The organism is Pseudoalteromonas sp. PAB 2.2 (assembly GCF_001938575.1).
GTDB lineage: Bacteria > Pseudomonadota > Gammaproteobacteria > Enterobacterales > Alteromonadaceae > Pseudoalteromonas > Pseudoalteromonas lipolytica.
On record NZ_LYPI01000010.1, the window covers coordinates 229946 to 247400 of the forward strand.

18 protein-coding genes are annotated in these 17455 nt (G+C 41.3%); 13 read left to right on the forward strand and 5 right to left on the reverse strand.

All coding sequences use genetic code 11. The features are described from left to right. The first annotated feature begins 85 nt into the window (after nt 1-85). From ccmA to BWD47_RS09535, 10 genes are read left to right on the forward strand one after another with little or no spacing between them, the layout of a single operon-like run. Entirely contained in the window at nt 86-706 is a 621-nt protein-coding gene (ccmA, locus tag BWD47_RS09490) for a cytochrome c biogenesis heme-transporting ATPase CcmA (RefSeq protein WP_118844096.1), read from the forward strand. Continuing rightward, the gene (ccmB, locus tag BWD47_RS09495; RefSeq protein ID WP_036970055.1) at nt 706-1392 is read left to right on the forward strand and encodes a heme exporter protein CcmB; all 687 of its coding nucleotides are present in this window, start codon (nt 706-708) and stop codon (nt 1390-1392) included. The genes ccmA and ccmB overlap by 1 nt, the downstream gene beginning before the upstream one ends. Before the next feature lies 1 nt (nt 1393). Further along, on the forward strand, nt 1394-2131 hold the full coding sequence (locus BWD47_RS09500; protein WP_036970052.1) for a heme ABC transporter permease: 738 nt from the start codon (nt 1394-1396) through the stop codon (nt 2129-2131). 2 nt (nt 2132-2133) lie between these two features. Then, nucleotides 2134-2337, forward strand: a complete 204-nt coding sequence (ccmD, locus tag BWD47_RS09505; RefSeq protein WP_036970047.1) for a heme exporter protein CcmD — start codon at nt 2134-2136, stop codon at nt 2335-2337. Continuing rightward, nucleotides 2334-2813: a cytochrome c maturation protein CcmE gene (gene ccmE, locus BWD47_RS09510; RefSeq protein ID WP_036970044.1), complete on the forward strand. Its 480-nt coding sequence runs from the start codon at nt 2334-2336 to the stop codon at nt 2811-2813. Before ccmD ends, ccmE begins: the two co-directional genes overlap by 4 nt. Before the next feature lies 1 nt (nt 2814). After that, entirely contained in the window at nt 2815-4770 is a 1956-nt protein-coding gene (locus BWD47_RS09515; protein ID WP_036970041.1) for a heme lyase CcmF/NrfE family subunit, read from the forward strand. Then, a complete protein-coding gene (locus tag BWD47_RS09520) occupies nt 4767-5339 on the forward strand; it encodes a DsbE family thiol:disulfide interchange protein (protein WP_065978760.1) in 573 nt (190 codons plus the stop codon). The genes BWD47_RS09515 and BWD47_RS09520 overlap by 4 nt, the downstream gene beginning before the upstream one ends. Then, the gene (locus BWD47_RS09525; RefSeq protein ID WP_036970035.1) at nt 5336-5797 is read left to right on the forward strand and encodes a cytochrome c-type biogenesis protein; all 462 of its coding nucleotides are present in this window, start codon (nt 5336-5338) and stop codon (nt 5795-5797) included. Before BWD47_RS09520 ends, BWD47_RS09525 begins: the two co-directional genes overlap by 4 nt. Beyond that, complete coding sequence (ccmI, locus tag BWD47_RS09530; protein ID WP_074988670.1) at nt 5798-7060, forward strand: c-type cytochrome biogenesis protein CcmI; 1263 nt, start codon at nt 5798-5800, stop codon at nt 7058-7060. A 9-nt stretch (nt 7061-7069) separates the two neighbouring features. Further along, complete coding sequence (locus BWD47_RS09535) at nt 7070-7801, forward strand: VacJ family lipoprotein (protein ID WP_036970030.1); 732 nt, start codon at nt 7070-7072, stop codon at nt 7799-7801. A 66-nt stretch (nt 7802-7867) separates the two neighbouring features. On the opposite strand, the gene BWD47_RS09540 is transcribed toward BWD47_RS09535, so the two are convergent. After that, entirely contained in the window at nt 7868-9091 is a 1224-nt protein-coding gene (locus tag BWD47_RS09540) for an EAL and HDOD domain-containing protein (RefSeq protein WP_036970026.1), read from the reverse strand. A gap of 376 nt (nt 9092-9467) precedes the next feature. Here BWD47_RS09540 and putP point away from each other — a divergent pair, with 376 nt between their 5' ends. Continuing rightward, a complete protein-coding gene (putP, locus tag BWD47_RS09545; RefSeq protein ID WP_065978762.1) occupies nt 9468-10979 on the forward strand; it encodes a sodium/proline symporter PutP in 1512 nt (503 codons plus the stop codon). A gap of 137 nt (nt 10980-11116) precedes the next feature. Here the strand turns inward: putP and BWD47_RS09550 are convergent, their stop codons facing one another. Continuing rightward, the gene (locus tag BWD47_RS09550) at nt 11117-11425 is read right to left on the reverse strand and encodes a YebG family protein (protein ID WP_074988669.1); all 309 of its coding nucleotides are present in this window, start codon (nt 11423-11425) and stop codon (nt 11117-11119) included. Between the two features lie 250 nt (nt 11426-11675). Between BWD47_RS09550 and BWD47_RS09555 the strand changes: the two genes are divergently transcribed. Then, the gene (locus BWD47_RS09555) at nt 11676-11969 is read left to right on the forward strand and encodes a helix-hairpin-helix domain-containing protein (protein WP_075593876.1); all 294 of its coding nucleotides are present in this window, start codon (nt 11676-11678) and stop codon (nt 11967-11969) included. A gap of 25 nt (nt 11970-11994) precedes the next feature. On the opposite strand, the gene BWD47_RS09560 is transcribed toward BWD47_RS09555, so the two are convergent. The 3 genes from BWD47_RS09560 to BWD47_RS09570 form a co-directional block, all read right to left on the reverse strand. Beyond that, entirely contained in the window at nt 11995-12297 is a 303-nt protein-coding gene (locus tag BWD47_RS09560; protein WP_036970014.1) for a DUF6170 family protein, read from the reverse strand. Continuing rightward, nucleotides 12297-12815 carry a disulfide bond formation protein DsbB gene (gene dsbB, locus BWD47_RS09565; RefSeq protein WP_075593877.1) on the reverse strand — a complete coding sequence of 173 codons (519 nt, stop codon included), beginning with the start codon at nt 12813-12815 and terminating at the stop codon, nt 12297-12299. The genes BWD47_RS09560 and dsbB overlap by 1 nt, the downstream gene beginning before the upstream one ends. A gap of 144 nt (nt 12816-12959) precedes the next feature. Further along, nucleotides 12960-14111 (reverse strand): chorismate mutase, encoded by a 1152-nt coding sequence (locus BWD47_RS09570; protein ID WP_036970008.1) that lies wholly within the window; start codon nt 14109-14111, stop codon nt 12960-12962. A gap of 333 nt (nt 14112-14444) precedes the next feature. Here BWD47_RS09570 and BWD47_RS09575 point away from each other — a divergent pair, with 333 nt between their 5' ends. Continuing rightward, on the forward strand, nt 14445-17450 hold the full coding sequence (locus BWD47_RS09575; protein WP_118844097.1) for an EAL domain-containing protein: 3006 nt from the start codon (nt 14445-14447) through the stop codon (nt 17448-17450). Nucleotides 17451-17455 lie beyond the last annotated feature (5 nt).

Genomic DNA, 17455 nt, shown 5'->3' on the forward strand with positions numbered 1-17455 from the left:
AAGTTAATCGTTATAAAGCAATATTCGTATTACCCTATCATTATGGTAGACTAACGCCTAATTTTGGGTATAGAGAATCATCATCTTGTTACACATTAAGGCCGTCACCTGCATCAAGCAAGATCGTTGTTTGTTTGCGGATCTTAATTTCAGCTTGAAATCGGGGCAAATTATGCAGTTAGCTGGTCCGAATGGGGCTGGTAAAACATCATTATTGCGTATTATTGCTGGTTTCGCTATGCCAGATGAGGGCGATGTTTTATGGCAAGACCGTTCGATTGCAAAATACTACGATGAGTATGCGCAATCGCTTTTATTTATCGGTCATAAAACAGGTGTGAATAGCCAACTGACGGCGCTTGAGAATGTGGCATTTTGGCTAAAGATTAATGGATACGATACACAGCAAGATCTCTATCCTATCTTAGCCAAAATTGGTTTAGTAGGACTTGAAGATGTGCCAGTACGCATGCTCTCCGCAGGACAGCAACGTCGTGTGGCTTTAGTGCGACTATGGCTAAACAGTGCAAAGTTATGGATTTTAGATGAGCCATTTACAGCACTTGATAAAAGCGGTGTGGCATTTTTACAAGCACGATTCGTTGAACACTTAAATGCTGGTGGGGCTATTCTTCTCACTACGCACCAAGATTTAACAACACAGTTTAGTGATCTTAAAACGGTGACTTTGGAGTATCGCCACTGATGGTAAAGCAGCACTCTTATTGGCAACTGTTCTCTGCGGTTTTTTCAAAAGATCTTAAATTAGCGTTTCGTCAGCGTGCTGAAATCGTTAATCCTATTCTATTTTTTCTGATTGTTATCACTCTTTTCCCACTGGCGATTGGACCTGAACCGGGTTTATTAGCACGAATGGCACCGGGTATTATTTGGGTCGCCGCATTACTCTCAACCATGCTTGGTTTAGACAAACTTTTTCGTGATGATTACCACGATGGCACATTAGAGCAGCTTATAGCTTCGTCATACCCGTTACCTTTGACAGTATTAGCTAAAGTGGCTGCTCATTGGGTGATTACAGGGCTGCCTTTGGTATTAATGACGCCAGTTTTCGCTTTGTTATTAAATTTAGAAAGTTCAGCACTTCTTGCTACAGTGCTAACCCTGTTATTGGGCACACCTTTGCTAAGCTTTATAGGCGCAATCGGTGCTGGACTCACGGTGGGTTTACAAAAAGGCGGCATTTTAATGAGTTTACTTGTGTTGCCTTTGTATATCCCAGTATTAATTTTTGCAACATCTGCTATCGATACCAGTTCAATGGAGCTTGCGTATAGTGGACAGCTTGCAATCCTTGGCGCCATGCTAATCGTTGCGATTTTAGCTGCGCCAATTGCCATATCGTCAGCATTGAAAGTGAGTGTAAGTTAATATGTGGAAGTGGTTACATCCCTACGCAAAAGCAGATCGTGCTTACCAATTGTGTAACACCTTACTGCCTTATTTCGCCGTCGTGACGGTGGTGTGTATGATTGTTGGATGGGTCTGGGGGCTGGCTTATGCACCTGCAGATTACCAACAAAAAGACAGCTACCGAATTATTTTTATCCATGTCCCATCTGCAATCTTATCGATGGGTGCTTATTCCTCTATGGCGATTGCCGCAGTGATCGCATTAGTATGGCAACTACGTAATGCTGAACTTGCAGTGATTGCAATTGCGCCTGTTGGAGCGTGTGTAACAGCAATCGCATTAATCACCGGAGCAGCCTGGGGTAAACCTATGTGGGGCGCTTGGTGGGTGTGGGATGCACGCTTAACGTCAGAGCTTATTCTGTTATTTTTATACTTAGGTGTGTTGTCGCTATACCATGCTTTTGAAGATAAGAAAGCCGCAGGGCGAGCCGCGTGTATTTTGGCCATTGTTGGGGTAATAAACCTCCCTATCATTCACTTCTCAGTTGAGTGGTGGAACACCCTTCATCAAGGTGCCACAATCACAAAGTTTGATACAAAAGCGATTGACCCAAGCATGTTTTGGCCATTAATGGTGAATATTGTTGCGTTTGCTGCCTTTGTCGGGACTGTGACGTTGATCCGTCTTAAAAATGAAATATTACAGCGTGAAAAGCACCGTCCGTGGGTGCGTCAAATGCTTGAGCGAGGTTAATCATGCAGTTTGATTCTTTTGCAGATTTTATTGCCATGGGAGGCTATGGCTTTTATGTGTGGTTGTCATTTGGCAGCTGTGCATTAATTTTACTTGGTATTTTAGTGAGTTCGTTAAACGATACGAAACGTATTTTCTCTTCAGTTAAGCAACAAGCACAACGAGAAGAGCGCATTAAAAAAGCGAAGCAAGAGGCAGGGCAATGAATCCAAGACGTAAAAAACGCTTATTAGCTGTTGTCGCCATCATTTTCGGTGTGGGCGCAACGATTGGTTTGGTGCTATATGCACTACAAGAAAACATTAATTTATTTTATACGCCGAGTGAGCTTGTTGATGGTAAAGGCCCTAACAAAGAAAAACCGCACATAGGTCAAAAATTGCGTATTGGCGGAATGGTTGTGCCAGGCTCTGTTGTGCGTGATGAATCAAGCCTTAAAGTCAGTTTTAAACTGATTGATACAGGCCCAATGGTGACAATTAATTACCAAGGCATCTTGCCAGACTTATTTCGTGAAGGCCAAGGGATTGTAGCCCAAGGGGTGCTTGTGAATGCCAACGAAATTGATGCGTTTGAAGTACTCGCTAAGCATGATGAAGAATACATGCCTGCGGAAGTTGCTGAAGCAGTGAAAGGTATCAAGCACGAAAAACCGACCTATAACTTAGAAAGCGGTAATTAATATGATCCCAGAACTCGGTTATTTTTCACTCACACTGGCCATGGTGCTCAGTGTCTTATTGTGTATTTTTCCATTGTGGGGTGCTCATACTGGTAATTTACGCCTGATGCGTGCTGCGCCCTCACTGGCAGTGGGCCAGTTTGTGTTTGTACTGCTCTCTTTTGCTGCGCTTATTTATGCCAGTTTAACTGATGATTTTACCGTTTCGTACGTAGCCTACCACTCAAGTAGCACCTTACCTTGGTATTACAAAATTACCTCGACGTGGGGGGGCCATGAAGGCGCTATTTTGTTGTGGTTAGTGATGCAAGCAGGGTGGACTGCGGTTGTTGCAATGCGTTCTAAATCATTGCCTTGGGTATTACGTGCGCGTGTACTGGGTGTTTTAGGCTTTTTAGGCGTGGGCTTTATGCTTTACACCTTGTTAATGTCGAGTCCATTTGAACGATTACTGCCTTATTTCCCTGTTGAAGGGCGAGATTTGAATCCACTTCTTCAAGACCCTGGCATGATTATCCACCCGCCATTACTTTACATGGGCTATGTGGGTTTATCAGTGTCATTCGCGTTTGCGATTGCTGCACTCCTTACCGGCAAGCTTGATAATACGTGGGCAAAATGGTCTCGACCTTGGACAATGACAGCGTGGGGCTTTTTAACGTTTGGTATTACTATCGGCAGTTGGTGGGCATACTCAGAACTAGGCTGGGGTGGCTGGTGGTTCTGGGATCCAGTGGAAAATGCCTCGTTAATGCCGTGGCTTGTTGCCACCGCGTTATTGCATTCATTATCGACCACAGAAAAGCGTGGTGTATTTAAGTCGTGGACAGTATTACTGGCAATAGCTGCGTTTTCATTGAGCCTATTAGGCACCTTTATTGTGCGTTCAGGCATTATTGTTTCTGTGCATGCGTTTGCCTCAGACCCTAATCGCGGTATGTTCATATTGGCCTTTTTAGCGATTGTTGTTGGTGGCGGGTTGAGCCTGTATGCACTGCGCGTTTCTCAAGTGAAAAGTGAAGGGCGTTATAAGTTTGCATCACGCGAAGTGGCACTGTGGCTTAATAATATCTTTCTCGTTGTAGCGACTTTAATCGTTCTGTTAGGTACGTTGTTACCTATGATCCATAAAGAGCTTGGTTTAGGCAGTATCTCTATTGGTGAACCATTCTTTAACAAAATGTTTGCTATTTTACTTGTTCCATTCGCTATTTTAATGGGAATTGGGCCGCTACTACGATGGAAACAAAATAAGTGGTCAATGCTACAAAATAAGCTTGCGTTATCAGCAGTAGTCAGTGTTGTTGCAACTGCTGCATGGCTGTACTCAAGCTATGATGTAGTGGCGCCAATCACGTTTATAGCCACAACGCTGGCGATATGGATTTTTGTCACAACGTTTGTCGATTTAGTGTCAAAAGTGACTATTCACACGACCTTGTCTGAGGGCTTTAAACGTCTAGGTTTGAGTTATTGGGCGATGGTATTGGGTCATGTTGGTTTAGCATTTGTAATTGCAGGCGTTACCTTAACCTCTGCGTACTCAGTTGAGCGCGATGTATCGATGAAGCCGGGTGATAAAGTCGCGCTTAATGAATACCAGTACCGTTTTGACGGTGTTAAAGCAATCCGTGGTGCGAATTACAGTGGTCATGCAGGTGTGGTGACCGTGTTTAAAAACGACAAGCAAGTAACCGTCTTACATGCAGAAAAGCGTCGTTACGACATTGGCATGCAATTTATGACAGAAGCTGCGGTTGATGCAGGGTTTACTCGTGACTTGTATTTAGCGCTTGGTGAGCAACTTAGCCAAGGCGCGTGGTCGTTGCGTATTTACCACAAACCGTTTGTTCGTTGGATGTGGCTTGGTGGTATTTTAATTTCACTCGCGGGTTTCTTAGTCTTAGGCGATAAGCGTTACCGTCAAAAATCATTGAATGGGGAGGCCGCAGCATGAACCGAAAGTTGTTAGCATTAGCGCCTTTGCTGGTTTTTGTTTTACTGTGCGTATTTTTGTACCAAGGCTTATTTGCTAATCCACGTGAATTGCAAACAGGGCGTATTGGTCAAGCGATGCCTACTTTTAATTTGCCTGATTTAATGGATGAGTCTAAACGTTGGACAGACACTGATTTAAAAGGTGAAGTGTATCTTCTTAACGTATGGGGCACATGGTGCCCAACCTGTTTGGCTGAATTAGGCTACTTAACTGAGCTCAGAGAACAAGGCGTTAAAATTATCGGCTTGTACTATGAGCAAGGTTATGACCCTGACTTTGACGGTCAATTTGATATTAATGCGTTACGTGACGATGTCACGAGTATGCTCAATCGTGCTGGCGACCCATACCAGTTTAATATTTTAGACTTAAAACGCACCTTGGCTCTCGACTTAGGTGTATCGGGTGCCCCCGAAACCTTTTTAGTTGATAAACAAGGTACTATTTTACTTCACCATACTGGCGATATTAACCCGCGTGTATGGCGAGCTAAGTTTGCACCGTTAATGCAGGAGCTACAGCAATGAGGTGGGTGATTTTTTTAGTAAGCTTGCTGATCACGGTGAGTGCTTTTGCAGAGCAAGATAAATATCAATTTGATAATAACGAACAAGCAGCGCGTTTTAGTGAGTTAACGAAAGAGCTGCGTTGTCCTAAGTGCCAAAATCAAAATATTGCCGATTCAGATGCCGTTGTGGCAAAGGATCTCCGTGATAAAGTGTTGGCGCTCGTTAAAGATGGCAAAACCAAAGAGGAAGTGATTGATTACATGATTGATCGCTATGGCTATTTTGTTCACTACGATCCACCTGTTACACCAGCAACTTTAGTGTTGTGGGTGTTACCTGTATTGATTGTGGTGCTGGGTTTTGGCTTTATTGTTTTGCGTCAACGTAAAGCGTCGGTTAAACAAACTTGGACAACAGAAGACGAAGCGTTACTCGCTAAGTTAATTGAACAAAATCAACGTCAGGAGCAAAACTAAATGGCATTAATGTGGGCTTCTTTTGTTTTACTCACACTGATTGCATTGCTGTTTGTTGTGGTGCCGTTTTTTAAACGCGAACGTATTCAACGCCTTGATCACAATGCAAACTCGGAATTGATCCGAATTTATTACCAACGTTTAGAAGAATTGAAAGCTGATTTAGACAACCAGCGTATTGATAAAAATATGCACAGTGAATCGGTTATTGAGTTAAAGCGTCGTTTATTAAACGAGCTTTCGCCAGAAAAAGCACTGAATAGTAAAGGTAATAATCGTATTTTTGCACTAACCGGAACCGTGTTTTTAATTACATTAACGGTTATTTTCTACAGCTACACCGGCAGTCAGCAACAGATTAAAGGCTGGCACGATGCCATGGCAAACTTAAAGTCATATGGTGAGCGTGCAGTAATGCAAAGTGGTGAGCCTTTGACAGCAAATGAGCTACAAGCGTTTGCGTTAGCACTGCGTACTAAGCTTGATCAAAGCGGTGACGATGAAGTGGCTTGGATGCTGCTTGGACGTGTTGCTATGTCGTTGAATGAGTTCGACATGGCGATGCAGTCATTTGATAAAGTGTTGAAAATGAATCCTGATAACAAACAAGTGCTGATCAGTTACTCTCAGGTACTTTTAATGGAAGGCAGTGACGCAAACATGTCACGTGCTGCAACAATGTTATCTCGCGTGCTCAAGGCTGAGCCCACCAATATCGATGCTATTTCATTGTTAGCACTTATTGCGTATGAGCGTAAGGATTGGTTGCAAGCTAAAACTGCATTCGAAGTGTTACTTGCTAGTATGGAGCAAAATGATCCCCGTTATCCAATGATTGCACAGCGTATTGCTGAAATTGATGCACATTTAAATAATGAGCAACAAGTCGCAAGCGCTGGTGCAGTCAATGATAGCAACAGCGAGATTAAAATCACGGTCAATTTAGATGAATCACTTAGCAATAAACAACCTGAAAATGGCACTTTGTTTATTTTCGCAAAAGCAGCCAGTGGTCCACAAATGCCATTAGCTGTTGTGAAAATGACCGAGTATAGCTTTCCACTTGAGGTGACCCTCAGTGATAGTAATGCCATGGTTGATGGTTTAAATTTATCGAGTGTCGATAAAATTATTTTAACCGCGCGTTTATCAAAAGATGAGACTGTGGTAACTTCTAGCGGCGAGTTGGAAGGTAATTCGGATGTCTTAGAGCGTAAAAACGTTAAAGAATACGCGTTGCTAATTAATGAGTTAATACCGTAAGGATAGCCGATGTTTAGGCACAGTATATTTTTTATCTTTTTTGTAGTGCTAGCAGGATGCGCACAAATTCCTGAAGAAAAAGTTGATGAGCGTGACCCGTTACAGTCATTTAACCGTCCAATGTACGATTTTAATATGGACGTACTCGACGCGTACATTCTTCGCCCTGCAGCGGTTGGTTATGTGGCCGTTACGCCTATGCCGGTTAGACGCAGTATTGTGAATTTTACCGATAATATCACTGCACCAACAGACATGGTAAATGCGGGTCTTCAAGGCAAGCCTGGTAATATGGGAATTAGTCTGGCACGCTTTTTAGTCAATTCAACGGTCGGTTTGTTGGGTCTCTTCGATGTTGCTTCATCACTGGGGTTAGAGATAGTGGATGAAGATTTTGGCCAAACACTGGGTGTTTGGGGAGTTGGTGATGGTGCCTACTTAATGATCCCAGGCATGGGACCAAGTACAGCCCGTAATTTAACTGGTGATGTTGTCGATAACGTCGTATTACCAGAAATAGCCCTGACTACGCCGCAAACCGTATTGGTTTTTGTTTTAAAAGCAGTGGAGGCCCGTGCCTCATTGATAAACCAAGAAAGTTTATTAAATGAGTCGCTCGATCCGTATATCTTCGTAAAAGATGTCTATTTTCAGCGCCAGCTCTATGAGCTTCACGATGGCAATCCCCCCATCGAAAAAGAGCCTGATGACTTTGATGAAGACTTCTTAGAAAATCTTTAAAAAGTATCCTATAAAAAATGCCAGCATGAATGCTGGCATTTTTTATGGAGATGAAGCGGGGTGGTATTAGTCGCCAAACACAGCCATTTGTTCATTCGCCCAGTTAACAGCGTCATGGTATGCATCGGGAACTTCTTCAGGCTTCAGACCAAGTGCTTGCTGTATTTCATTGGCGTTTTGCCAATTAGCTTGCTCATATTGTTTTACCAAGCGTAAATAACTGGCTAAAAGGCCTTCGTCTTTAAGAAGCGCAACTTTAATGTCGTTTGCCAACGGCAACTTATTCATTACGCTAGACATCTCTTCATCTAAAATAGCGTCCATTAAGGACATCATACCGGTTAAAAATGCCATTCCTGTATCACGGAATTTTCCGTGACTGATTGCCAATAACTCTGCAAATCGAGCACGAGTGAGTGATAATCGAATAAGCTCTGCAGGCTTATCAGCAGCCACTTGTGCAGCAAAAAGTAGCGATAAGAAGCGTTTAATTTCTTCACTTCCCAATACAATAAGTGCTTGTTTAATAGTGCTTATTTCTGCACGGCGTTTAAACGCGGCTGAATTTGAGTAACGTAATAATTTATAAGATAAATTAACATCACGCTCAAAGACTTCAGTGATTTTCTTAAGGTTTAGATCAACACTCGATGTTTCGTATAAAAGCTCAGCAAGTGCCATCTCTGACGGAGGCAGCGTTTTACTTTGTACCATTTCAGGTTTTGAAAAAAAGAAACCTTGGAAATAACTAAACCCTAGGTCGAGAGCAAGTTGATATTTTTCGTGGGTTTCTACTTTCTCAGCAAGTAATTTTATATGAGGGAAAGGCTTTATTGCCTCAATTACCTCTTTAATTGACTCGGCCTCGGAGCTTAAAAAGTCGATTTTAATAATATCGATAAACGGATAAAAATGACGCCAAACAGGTTGATGAATATAGTCATCAAGGGCAAGTGTATAGCCTTTTTCTTTTAAATCTTTGACTAAAGCAAGCAGGCGTTTTCCCGGTTGAATTGTTTCAAGGATTTCGACAACAACGTGGTCTTTACCTAATAACAGCGGATAGCCTTTTTGTAAGGTGTCTAAAGTAAAGTTAATAAAAGCGGGTTTATTGTCGGTTAAATCTTCTAAGCCGAAATTAAACTGGCTCCCTTCAATAAGCCGTGAAGTTGCTTCATCGCCATCGATGTCTGGAAACACATTATCTACACCATCCCGAAAGAGGAGCTCGTAGCCTATGAGTTTCTTTTCCTTATCTAAAATCGGTTGGCGCGCAGCGTAAAAATACATAATTGAAGCAAGTCCACATCTGTTAATTCATTTCCTTCCCGCAATATATTGCATTGAGCTTAAAATAGCATTAGTTAAATAAATTTTATGCGGGAAACGTAATTTTATTCTCTTGTTCAAGACCTTAAGACTAAGATAAATTGTGCTTAAATTCTATAACTTGAATTAAATATCAGAAAAATTGTTAGCAAACCGTTGTTATTGTAAATTATACAGCTCATCGGCTTAATTGGAGTTGTGGGGCACAAGCATGATATAGTCGTGTGTGATACCGGCTTTTATCCCAATAATGTCTTAAAACTAAGTAACTTGCGAGTCATTATTTGGATTAGAAGCCTACATTGATTAATTTTTGGAGGCTGATTTGGAAACAGGAATGATAATTTCGTTAGCATTGTACTTCATTGTTATGTTGGGAATAGGGCTTTATGCCTATAAGCAATCAACTGACGATGTATCGGGTTATATGCTAGGTGGGCGTAATTTATCACCCAGTGTAGCTGCGTTATCGGCAGGTGCGTCTGACATGAGTGGTTGGCTGTTAATGGGTCTGCCAGGTGCAATGTATTTATTTGGTTTAAGTAAAGTTTGGATTGCAATAGGGCTCGTATTAGGTGCTTGGGCAAACTATTTCCTCGTAGCGCCGCGATTACGTGTGTATACCGAAAAGGCGAATGACTCGATTACTATCCCAGACTACTTCGCTAATCGATTCGATGATAATAAGAATATTCTTCGCGTTATTTCTGCCATTGTGATCATTGTTTTCTTTACTCTTTATACCTCATCAGGTGTTGTTGCCGGTGGTAAATTATTCGAAAACTCATTTAATATGAGCTACGAAATGGGGCTCTATATCACCACGGGTGTTGTGGTTGTGTATACCTTGTTTGGTGGATTTCTTGCAGTAAGTTTAACGGATTTTGTGCAAGGCTGTATTATGTTTATTTCGTTATTAGCTGTGCCTATTGCGACTTTTACAATGCTTGATCAGCCTTTCATGGATACCTTGGCTAATGCTCGCTATGACCTCTTATTAAGCTCACCCAAAGAAACAGAAATTCATGCACTTAACATGATGGATTGGTTTGCAGGTGGCTCGACAATTGCGATTATTTCGGCAATGGCTTGGGGCTTAGGTTATTTTGGTCAGCCACATATTATTGTCCGCTTTATGTCAGTGCGCTCTGTTAAAGATATGCCTACCATGCGTCGTATTGGTATGTCTTGGATGACATTGTCTGCAATTGGTGCTGTATTTACTGGTTTATTCGGTGCGGCTTATATGCTTGAAAACCAAATGCCAATCGACGATAAAGAAACAATTTTCTTAGTTTTATCTGAACTCATTTTCCACCCACTGATCGCAGGTTTTCTCCTAGCCGCAATTTTAGCAGCGATTATGAGTACTATTTCTTCGCAGTTATTAGTGTGTTCGAGCTCTTTGACTGAGGATTTTTATAAAATTTACCTGAATCGCGACGCGTCTCAAAAAGAGTTGGTATTAATTGGTCGTGTTAGTGTGATGTTGGTTGCCGTTTTTGCTATCTACTTAGCTTATGACCGTGATAACTCTATATTAGATTTAGTGAGCAATGCATGGGCAGGGTTTGGTGCGGCATTTGGACCGTTAGTGTTGCTTAGCCTTTATTGGAGACGAATGAACCTACAAGGGGCAATAGCGGGAATGGTTGTGGGCGCTGCGACAGTGCTGTTTTGGATTTATGCACCGATTACGATTGATGGTGAAAAGTTAAGTGCCATTATTTATGAAATTGTACCGGGCTTTATCTTATCAAGTATTGCCATTGTGGTCGTTAGCTTGAACACATCAGAGCCAAAACAAGAAATTACACAATTATTTGATGAAGTTGAATCGTCACTTTAGGACGCTAAGTGTCATTCTTTAGAATGTAATTAAAAAGGGCAACATAAGTTGCCCTTTTTTGTGTTAATTTTTTTAACTCTACTTTAAGAGTGACCGGTTACTTTGATGAATAATATCCGCTGCTAAAGTAAGGGATATTAACTGGCTGCTTTTTCTTTTATATCAGCGACTTTATCTGTGTCTGCTGATTTGGCTTTTTTCGGTTTGCTAGGCAGTTCTTTAGCGCCTTTTAGTACAGCCATAAATTGGTCTTTTTCTTTTGCTATTTCAAGGGCTAGAGATTCAATTTGTTGCTCACTTAATGGTACATCTACCTTCTCAAGCATGAGCTCTAACGACTCAGCGATGTCGAGCATTTTATCGTACGCATCAGCTTCTTTTTTGGTAGTAAACGTCATGCGCTCGACTCCGTTTCTTTCTACAACATATTTAACAACAACAGCCATGATTTCTCCTGCATTCAAGCGTGGCATTTGCAGCGTGTAATCGCTACTTTGATTACTGTTTTTATATACAGTAATCGTTTGGGGCCGAATTTGCAAGCTGCGTGTGTGTATTTTTTATGACATTAATTTGACAAAAAGGCATAAATTGACTTTATTTAGTTTGTCACCAAATTAGTGACGAATGTAATGGAATTAGTGTTCGGTGACGAGACTATTTAACAGTCCACGTAAGGACATCATGGAGGAAACAATGAAGTTTTTATCAAGTTTACTATTTGCAGCAAGTCTTGCATTACTGCCGGCGACTCAGGCACTCGCTGAAAAACCAGCTGAGTCAGTGCAAACAAAAATTCAAAAAGTGAGTATCAATAAAGCCACTGTAGAGCAACTTTCTCAGTTACCTGGCATTGGTAAATCGAAGGCTCAAGCCATTGTTGAGCATCGTAAGAATCAAGGCCCATTTAAATCAGTTAAGCAACTGAAAGAGGTTAAGGGGATTGGTGATAAATTGTTCGCTAAAATAGAAGGAAAAATTTCGCTTTAACTAAATAGTAATTTAAACAGGGCGTCTATTCGCCCTGTTTAAACTCTTGTATCGCTTTTCGCAGGTGAGGTTGAGCGAACATATTTTCAACCGGCGTTGTGATTAATGGGTAGCTTAATCCCGCTAATAATAACCAAGGTAAAAGCATCCAACCTTCAAAGTAGGCAAGGCCTAGAAACAAGGGCGCTAAAAATGCCAGTTTGCACACAGATAAAACGATTTTATGCATTGGGCTTAAGTGGCTCAGTGCAATTGCTATTATCTGCTGACGCTGCCTTACTTTAAAGGTCTTTAATTCAGGAATTTGACTGCTAAAAAAGTAAATCATTACAGTGACTTTTTGACTAGTAAGCGGCTTGCTAAAACCCCGACAAAAACAATTGAATATGCGGCAAAGATGACTTCCATCCATGCGGGCATACTCATTGACGCAAATTGCCAATCAATATTGCCACAGTCTCCTGTTGCTGCGAAAAAGTGCGGGATCCATTCATGTAGGGGCATGAAACTAGGGAAATTTGGCTCAATGGCACAGCTAAATGCAAATGGATCTGTGTTGTTTTGCATAGCAATGTGCTCTTTTGCGATAAAGTAGCCCCAAATGGCAGAGACTCCCCACGTTGCAAAGGCGATTAATCGGCAGGTTACAGCGTGTGGGTTTATTGCTCCAATGATACTCGCGGCTAAGAGACCAAGCATCGCTGTGCGTTGGTATATGCACATAATACAGGGTTCTAGACCCATACTATATTGAAAAAACAGGGCTGTTATTTCAAATGCGAGTGCCGTTAAGGCTAATAATACCCAAGGGGTTCTTTTGTTTGCTAACTCAGCTAACCAACTCATGAAAAATCTCATTTCTAATTGTTTTCAAGATTATGCTTAGGGACTGCACAGGGTGCAAGTGCCTGCGATGAATATTCGTAAAAACAACGCAGATAAATAGTAAAGGAGCCAACGGCTCCTTTACTTAATGTGTATGAATGAAGGTTAAACACTCACAGCTTGTAGAGATTCACTTTGATAACAACCCAGTACGCGAGTGTATTGGGTATGCTCTTTTAGCTCTTCTAGCGCTTGTTTTACATGTGCATCATCTAGGTTTGCTTCTAAATCAACGTAAAACACTTCTTCCCATGGATTTCCTGGCACTGGTCGAGACTCTAGTTTTACAAGGTTAATTTGATGGTGTTTAAATATCATCAAGGCATCTGCAAGCGAACCTGCTTGCTGTTTAGTTGCCATAATCAAACTTGTTTTAGTGGGGATTTGTTTAGAGACTTGCAATGGTTTACGTGCAACAACAATAAAGCGGCTGTGGTTTTCACTTTGGTTTGCAAGTCCAGACTTAACAACCTCGAGGCCAACATTTTTACCCGCCTGAGCAGAGCCAATTGCCGCACTATTCGGGTTCTCAACTGCGGATTGTAGCGCGTGAAATGTCGAATCACAGGTTTCATGTTGGATATCACCGAGCCCTTGCACAAAACGACTGCACTGTGCGAAAGGTTGTGGATGCGCATATATTTTATTGATGTGTGAAAGCTCAGTGCCCGGTATTGCAAGTAAACAATGCTCAACACTGTGAGTAACTTCACCTACAATAGAAACTTGGGCGTGTTGTAATAAATCAAAGACTTCATTGATACTGCCCGAACTTGTGTTTTCAATCGGCAACAAGCCAAAGTCGGCTTGGCCATTTTCAACTTTCCCCGTGATTTGCTCAAAGCTCGAGCAGCCTATTTCTATGACTTTACCCGGGCGGCGGCTAAAGTATTTATGACATGCTAATTGGCTGTATGAGCCCTGACCACCTAAATATGCCACACGATGCGTTTCGCTCATTGCATCTGGGTTCAGACTTTTTTGTAACATGGCCTGTTGATTTAATACGGAGTCTTCCAAAATAGTCTGGAACACATTATTGATGTAGTAGGCGTCTAACCCCAGCGACTTTCCATAGCTTATTAGCTTTTCAAGCAATGCTTGTTCGCGGGCTTCATCGCGAATGGGTTTATTGTTGGCAATTTTATATTCAACAACACTGTGACTAATACGTCGTCGTTTTGCGAGTAATACTAATAAATCGGAATCTATTTCATTGATATCGTGTCGTAACGCATTTAATGCATCGTTGCTCATGTTGGTTTCCTCATTCCAAAACAGTGCACAAACAAAAAAGCCTCCCAAGAGGGAGGCTTTAGCTATTCGGTGAATTTATCTCGCAAACAGTTAAGCCTCCTCTATCTAAAGAAGCTAAAAAACGAAAAATAAGTGCGAGAAATAATGTGTTTCATCCAGTTAATGTAAGAAGTGTCGTTTATAAAGTCAACAGCATATCGAAGGAATTTGCAAAACACATGGATTAGTTATGAAAATTCATCAATCTTCATAAAAAATTTATAAATCTAAAAATGAATCTGGTATATTTGTTTTTGGATAATAAATAATAACAATTATTAATAAGGTAGTCCTGTGGTGTATCGACGCCCGCCATCTCGTTTTGGTGTGAATTCGTTAAGTATGAAGCTATCGCTGCTGATTTCTGCAATTTGTTTAATTGCGGGTATTTGTGCAGCGGCATTAATGCTTAAATCAGAAGAAAAACAGCTCGTTTTTGAAGAACACGAACTTTTAAAGCATTCGAGTGAACGCTTAAGTCGTCAATTTAACGGCTTGATAAAAACAAAAACAAATATTGCTGAACAAGCGAATAATGTCGTTACTAGCCAGTTATTACTTAACGAGTCTCACTTGCAAAGTAATCACAATGCCGATATTAAATTTGCTGTTGATGGCAGCATACGCAGTACGTCTGCAGATGGACTCTCCGCCGCTTTTATTCCTCAAGATAACTATTCCGCTTTTTATAAAAGGCTGATTAACGATTCCGAGTCATTATGGAAAATAGTGTCACCGACACTTATTCAAGATTTCTTTAATTTTTATTTAGTCAGTAAAGATAACTTTATACGTATCGCGCCGCCAAACTGGGCACTCAATGTACCTGCTGAGTTTGATTTTACAAAAGGCGAAACATTTAACTACGCACAAGAAGCATTAAACCCAAGCCGAGAAGCAGTGTGGTCAAAAGTTTACTACGACACCATTTGGCATAAATGGGTGGTGAGTGTATTGGTTCCGGTTTACCACAATAATGAATTTTTTGGTGTCACAGGCAGTGATATTGCGCTAGAAACCTTACTTGCTCAATTACCAATTGGTGATCGCGAGCAACATTTATTTGTGTTTGATGCAAAAGGACAGTTACTTGCGCATCCCGATTTAGATAAATCGACATTAGAAGAATATGGCCGCGAAGGTAAAAAACTACTGACAAAAGACTTTGTTAATGCGGATTTACAAACGCTCGTCTCAGAGACTATTCGTTCTAAATTACCTGAATCTGCAAATTCATTTGTGCAAGGCGGCGAAACACACATTATCAATATTCGTAAAGTAGAAGGCCTTAACTGGTACATTGGTATTTATAAAAAGCGTTCTTCGGCGTTGTCTGCCTTAGAAGAGTTAAAAGTTAAGTTTTTTGGACTGTTTATTTTATATGCCATCTTAGTCGCACTGTTGTTACATCAAGCGCTTTACCAGCTTGTTCTGCGCCGTATCCACTCGTTAGTTAATGCCGTTGTCAGCTTTGGCAAAGGGCAATTGCAAACAGAGTTTCCGTACGCAAATAAAGATGAGATTGGCACCCTAAATGGCTCATTTAAAGATATGGCGATAGAAATCAGAAAGCTAATTGATGGATTAAATCAGCGTATCAGTGAAAAAGAAATTGCCGAAAAAGCGGCTAACCGATTATCAAAAGCGGTGGCATTCTCTGGAACCGGTGTTGTCATCACCAACCAAGATTTTGAAATTGAGTACGTCAATCCGAAAATGGTTGAGATGACTGGGTTTGAAGAGCGCTACTTTATTGGCTCGCCTTTAATGAGCATCATATCGCAAGAAATGGCCATTTTGGTTGACGACATAGATGTTGATTTAAGAAGCCGAAATTATTGGCGTGGCGATACACTGTTACAAGCCAATGAGCGCCAATCTGTATGGGTGTCATTAAGTATTTCGCCGATTCGTGAAGATGGCGGAAAAATTACCAGTTATGTTGCATCAGCGCAGGATATTTCGTTTGTAAAAGAAAGCCAACGTAAGATGGAGCAGTTAGCTTATTTCGATACACTAACCGGACTTGCCAACCGAACGTTCTTTAGAATGCAACTACGTAAATCGATGGCGCTTGCAGAGCGTGGGCATTATGCGTTTGCGTTATTTTATTTTGACCTAGATGAATTTAAGCGAATTAACGACACTTTAGGTCACGATGCTGGTGATCAGTTATTGGTCGAAGTGGCTAACCGTTTGAAAAAACGTTTACGCACAGAAGATACGATTGCCCGACTCGGGGGCGATGAATTTGCCGTACTGTTAAGTGGTATTGAGCATCAAACACATGCAATGGAAGTGGCAAATACGATTCAAAGAACGCTCAATGAGCCAATCAAACTTGGTAATAATGAAGTGATCATCAGTGCGAGTATAGGCATTACAATGGCACCATTTGATAGCCAAGAAGAAGATCAGTTACTTAAACATGCCGATTTGGCTATGTATGAGGCGAAAGCAAAAGGACGAAATACTTTCCACTTCTACAGCCAAGAATTAAATGCCGCTGCGAATGAACGGTTGTTCATTGAAAATGAGCTACGTAATGGCATTCGTGAGCGTCAGTTTGAGGTTTATTATCAACCTCAAGTTGATAGCCGAAATCAGCAAGTGGTTGGCTATGAAGCGCTTATTCGTTGGTTCCACCCTAAAGAAGGCATGATCCCACCGACTAAGTTTATTCCGATTGCAGAGGCAACCGGTTTAATTGTTGAATTAGGGGCGTGGGTTCTTCAAGAAGCGTGTGAGTTCGCTGCGCGCTTAGCGAGTAAAAACCTAAAAAATAATATTTCAATCAACTTATCGGCACGCCAGTTTAAAGACGCTAATTTGGTTTCGACACTTGATAAGATCATTAAACAAACAGGGGTTGAGCCTAAGCGACTTCATTTAGAATTAACTGAAAGTATGTTGATGGGGCATGTTGAAGCGGCAATTTTGCAGTTGCATCAGCTTAAAGCATTGGGCGTATCAATCTCTATTGACGATTTTGGCACAGGTTATTCATCGCTGAGTTACTTGAAACGTTTTCCTGTTGATATTCTCAAAGTCGACCGCTCATTTGTAAAAGATATCCCTGAGGATACCAATGACATGGAAATCACCGCGGCGATTATTGCTATGGCGCAAAAGTTAAAGCTTAATGTTGTTGCTGAAGGTGTCGAAACGATAGAGCAAGTTGAGTTTTTACAAAACAACAACTGCTATATTGTACAGGGTTACTATTACAGTAAGCCGGTGTCCGAAGCGCAGCTGCCAGCACTTTTTGAGCGCTTGAGCCATATAGAAGACGTTAATTAAAAGGG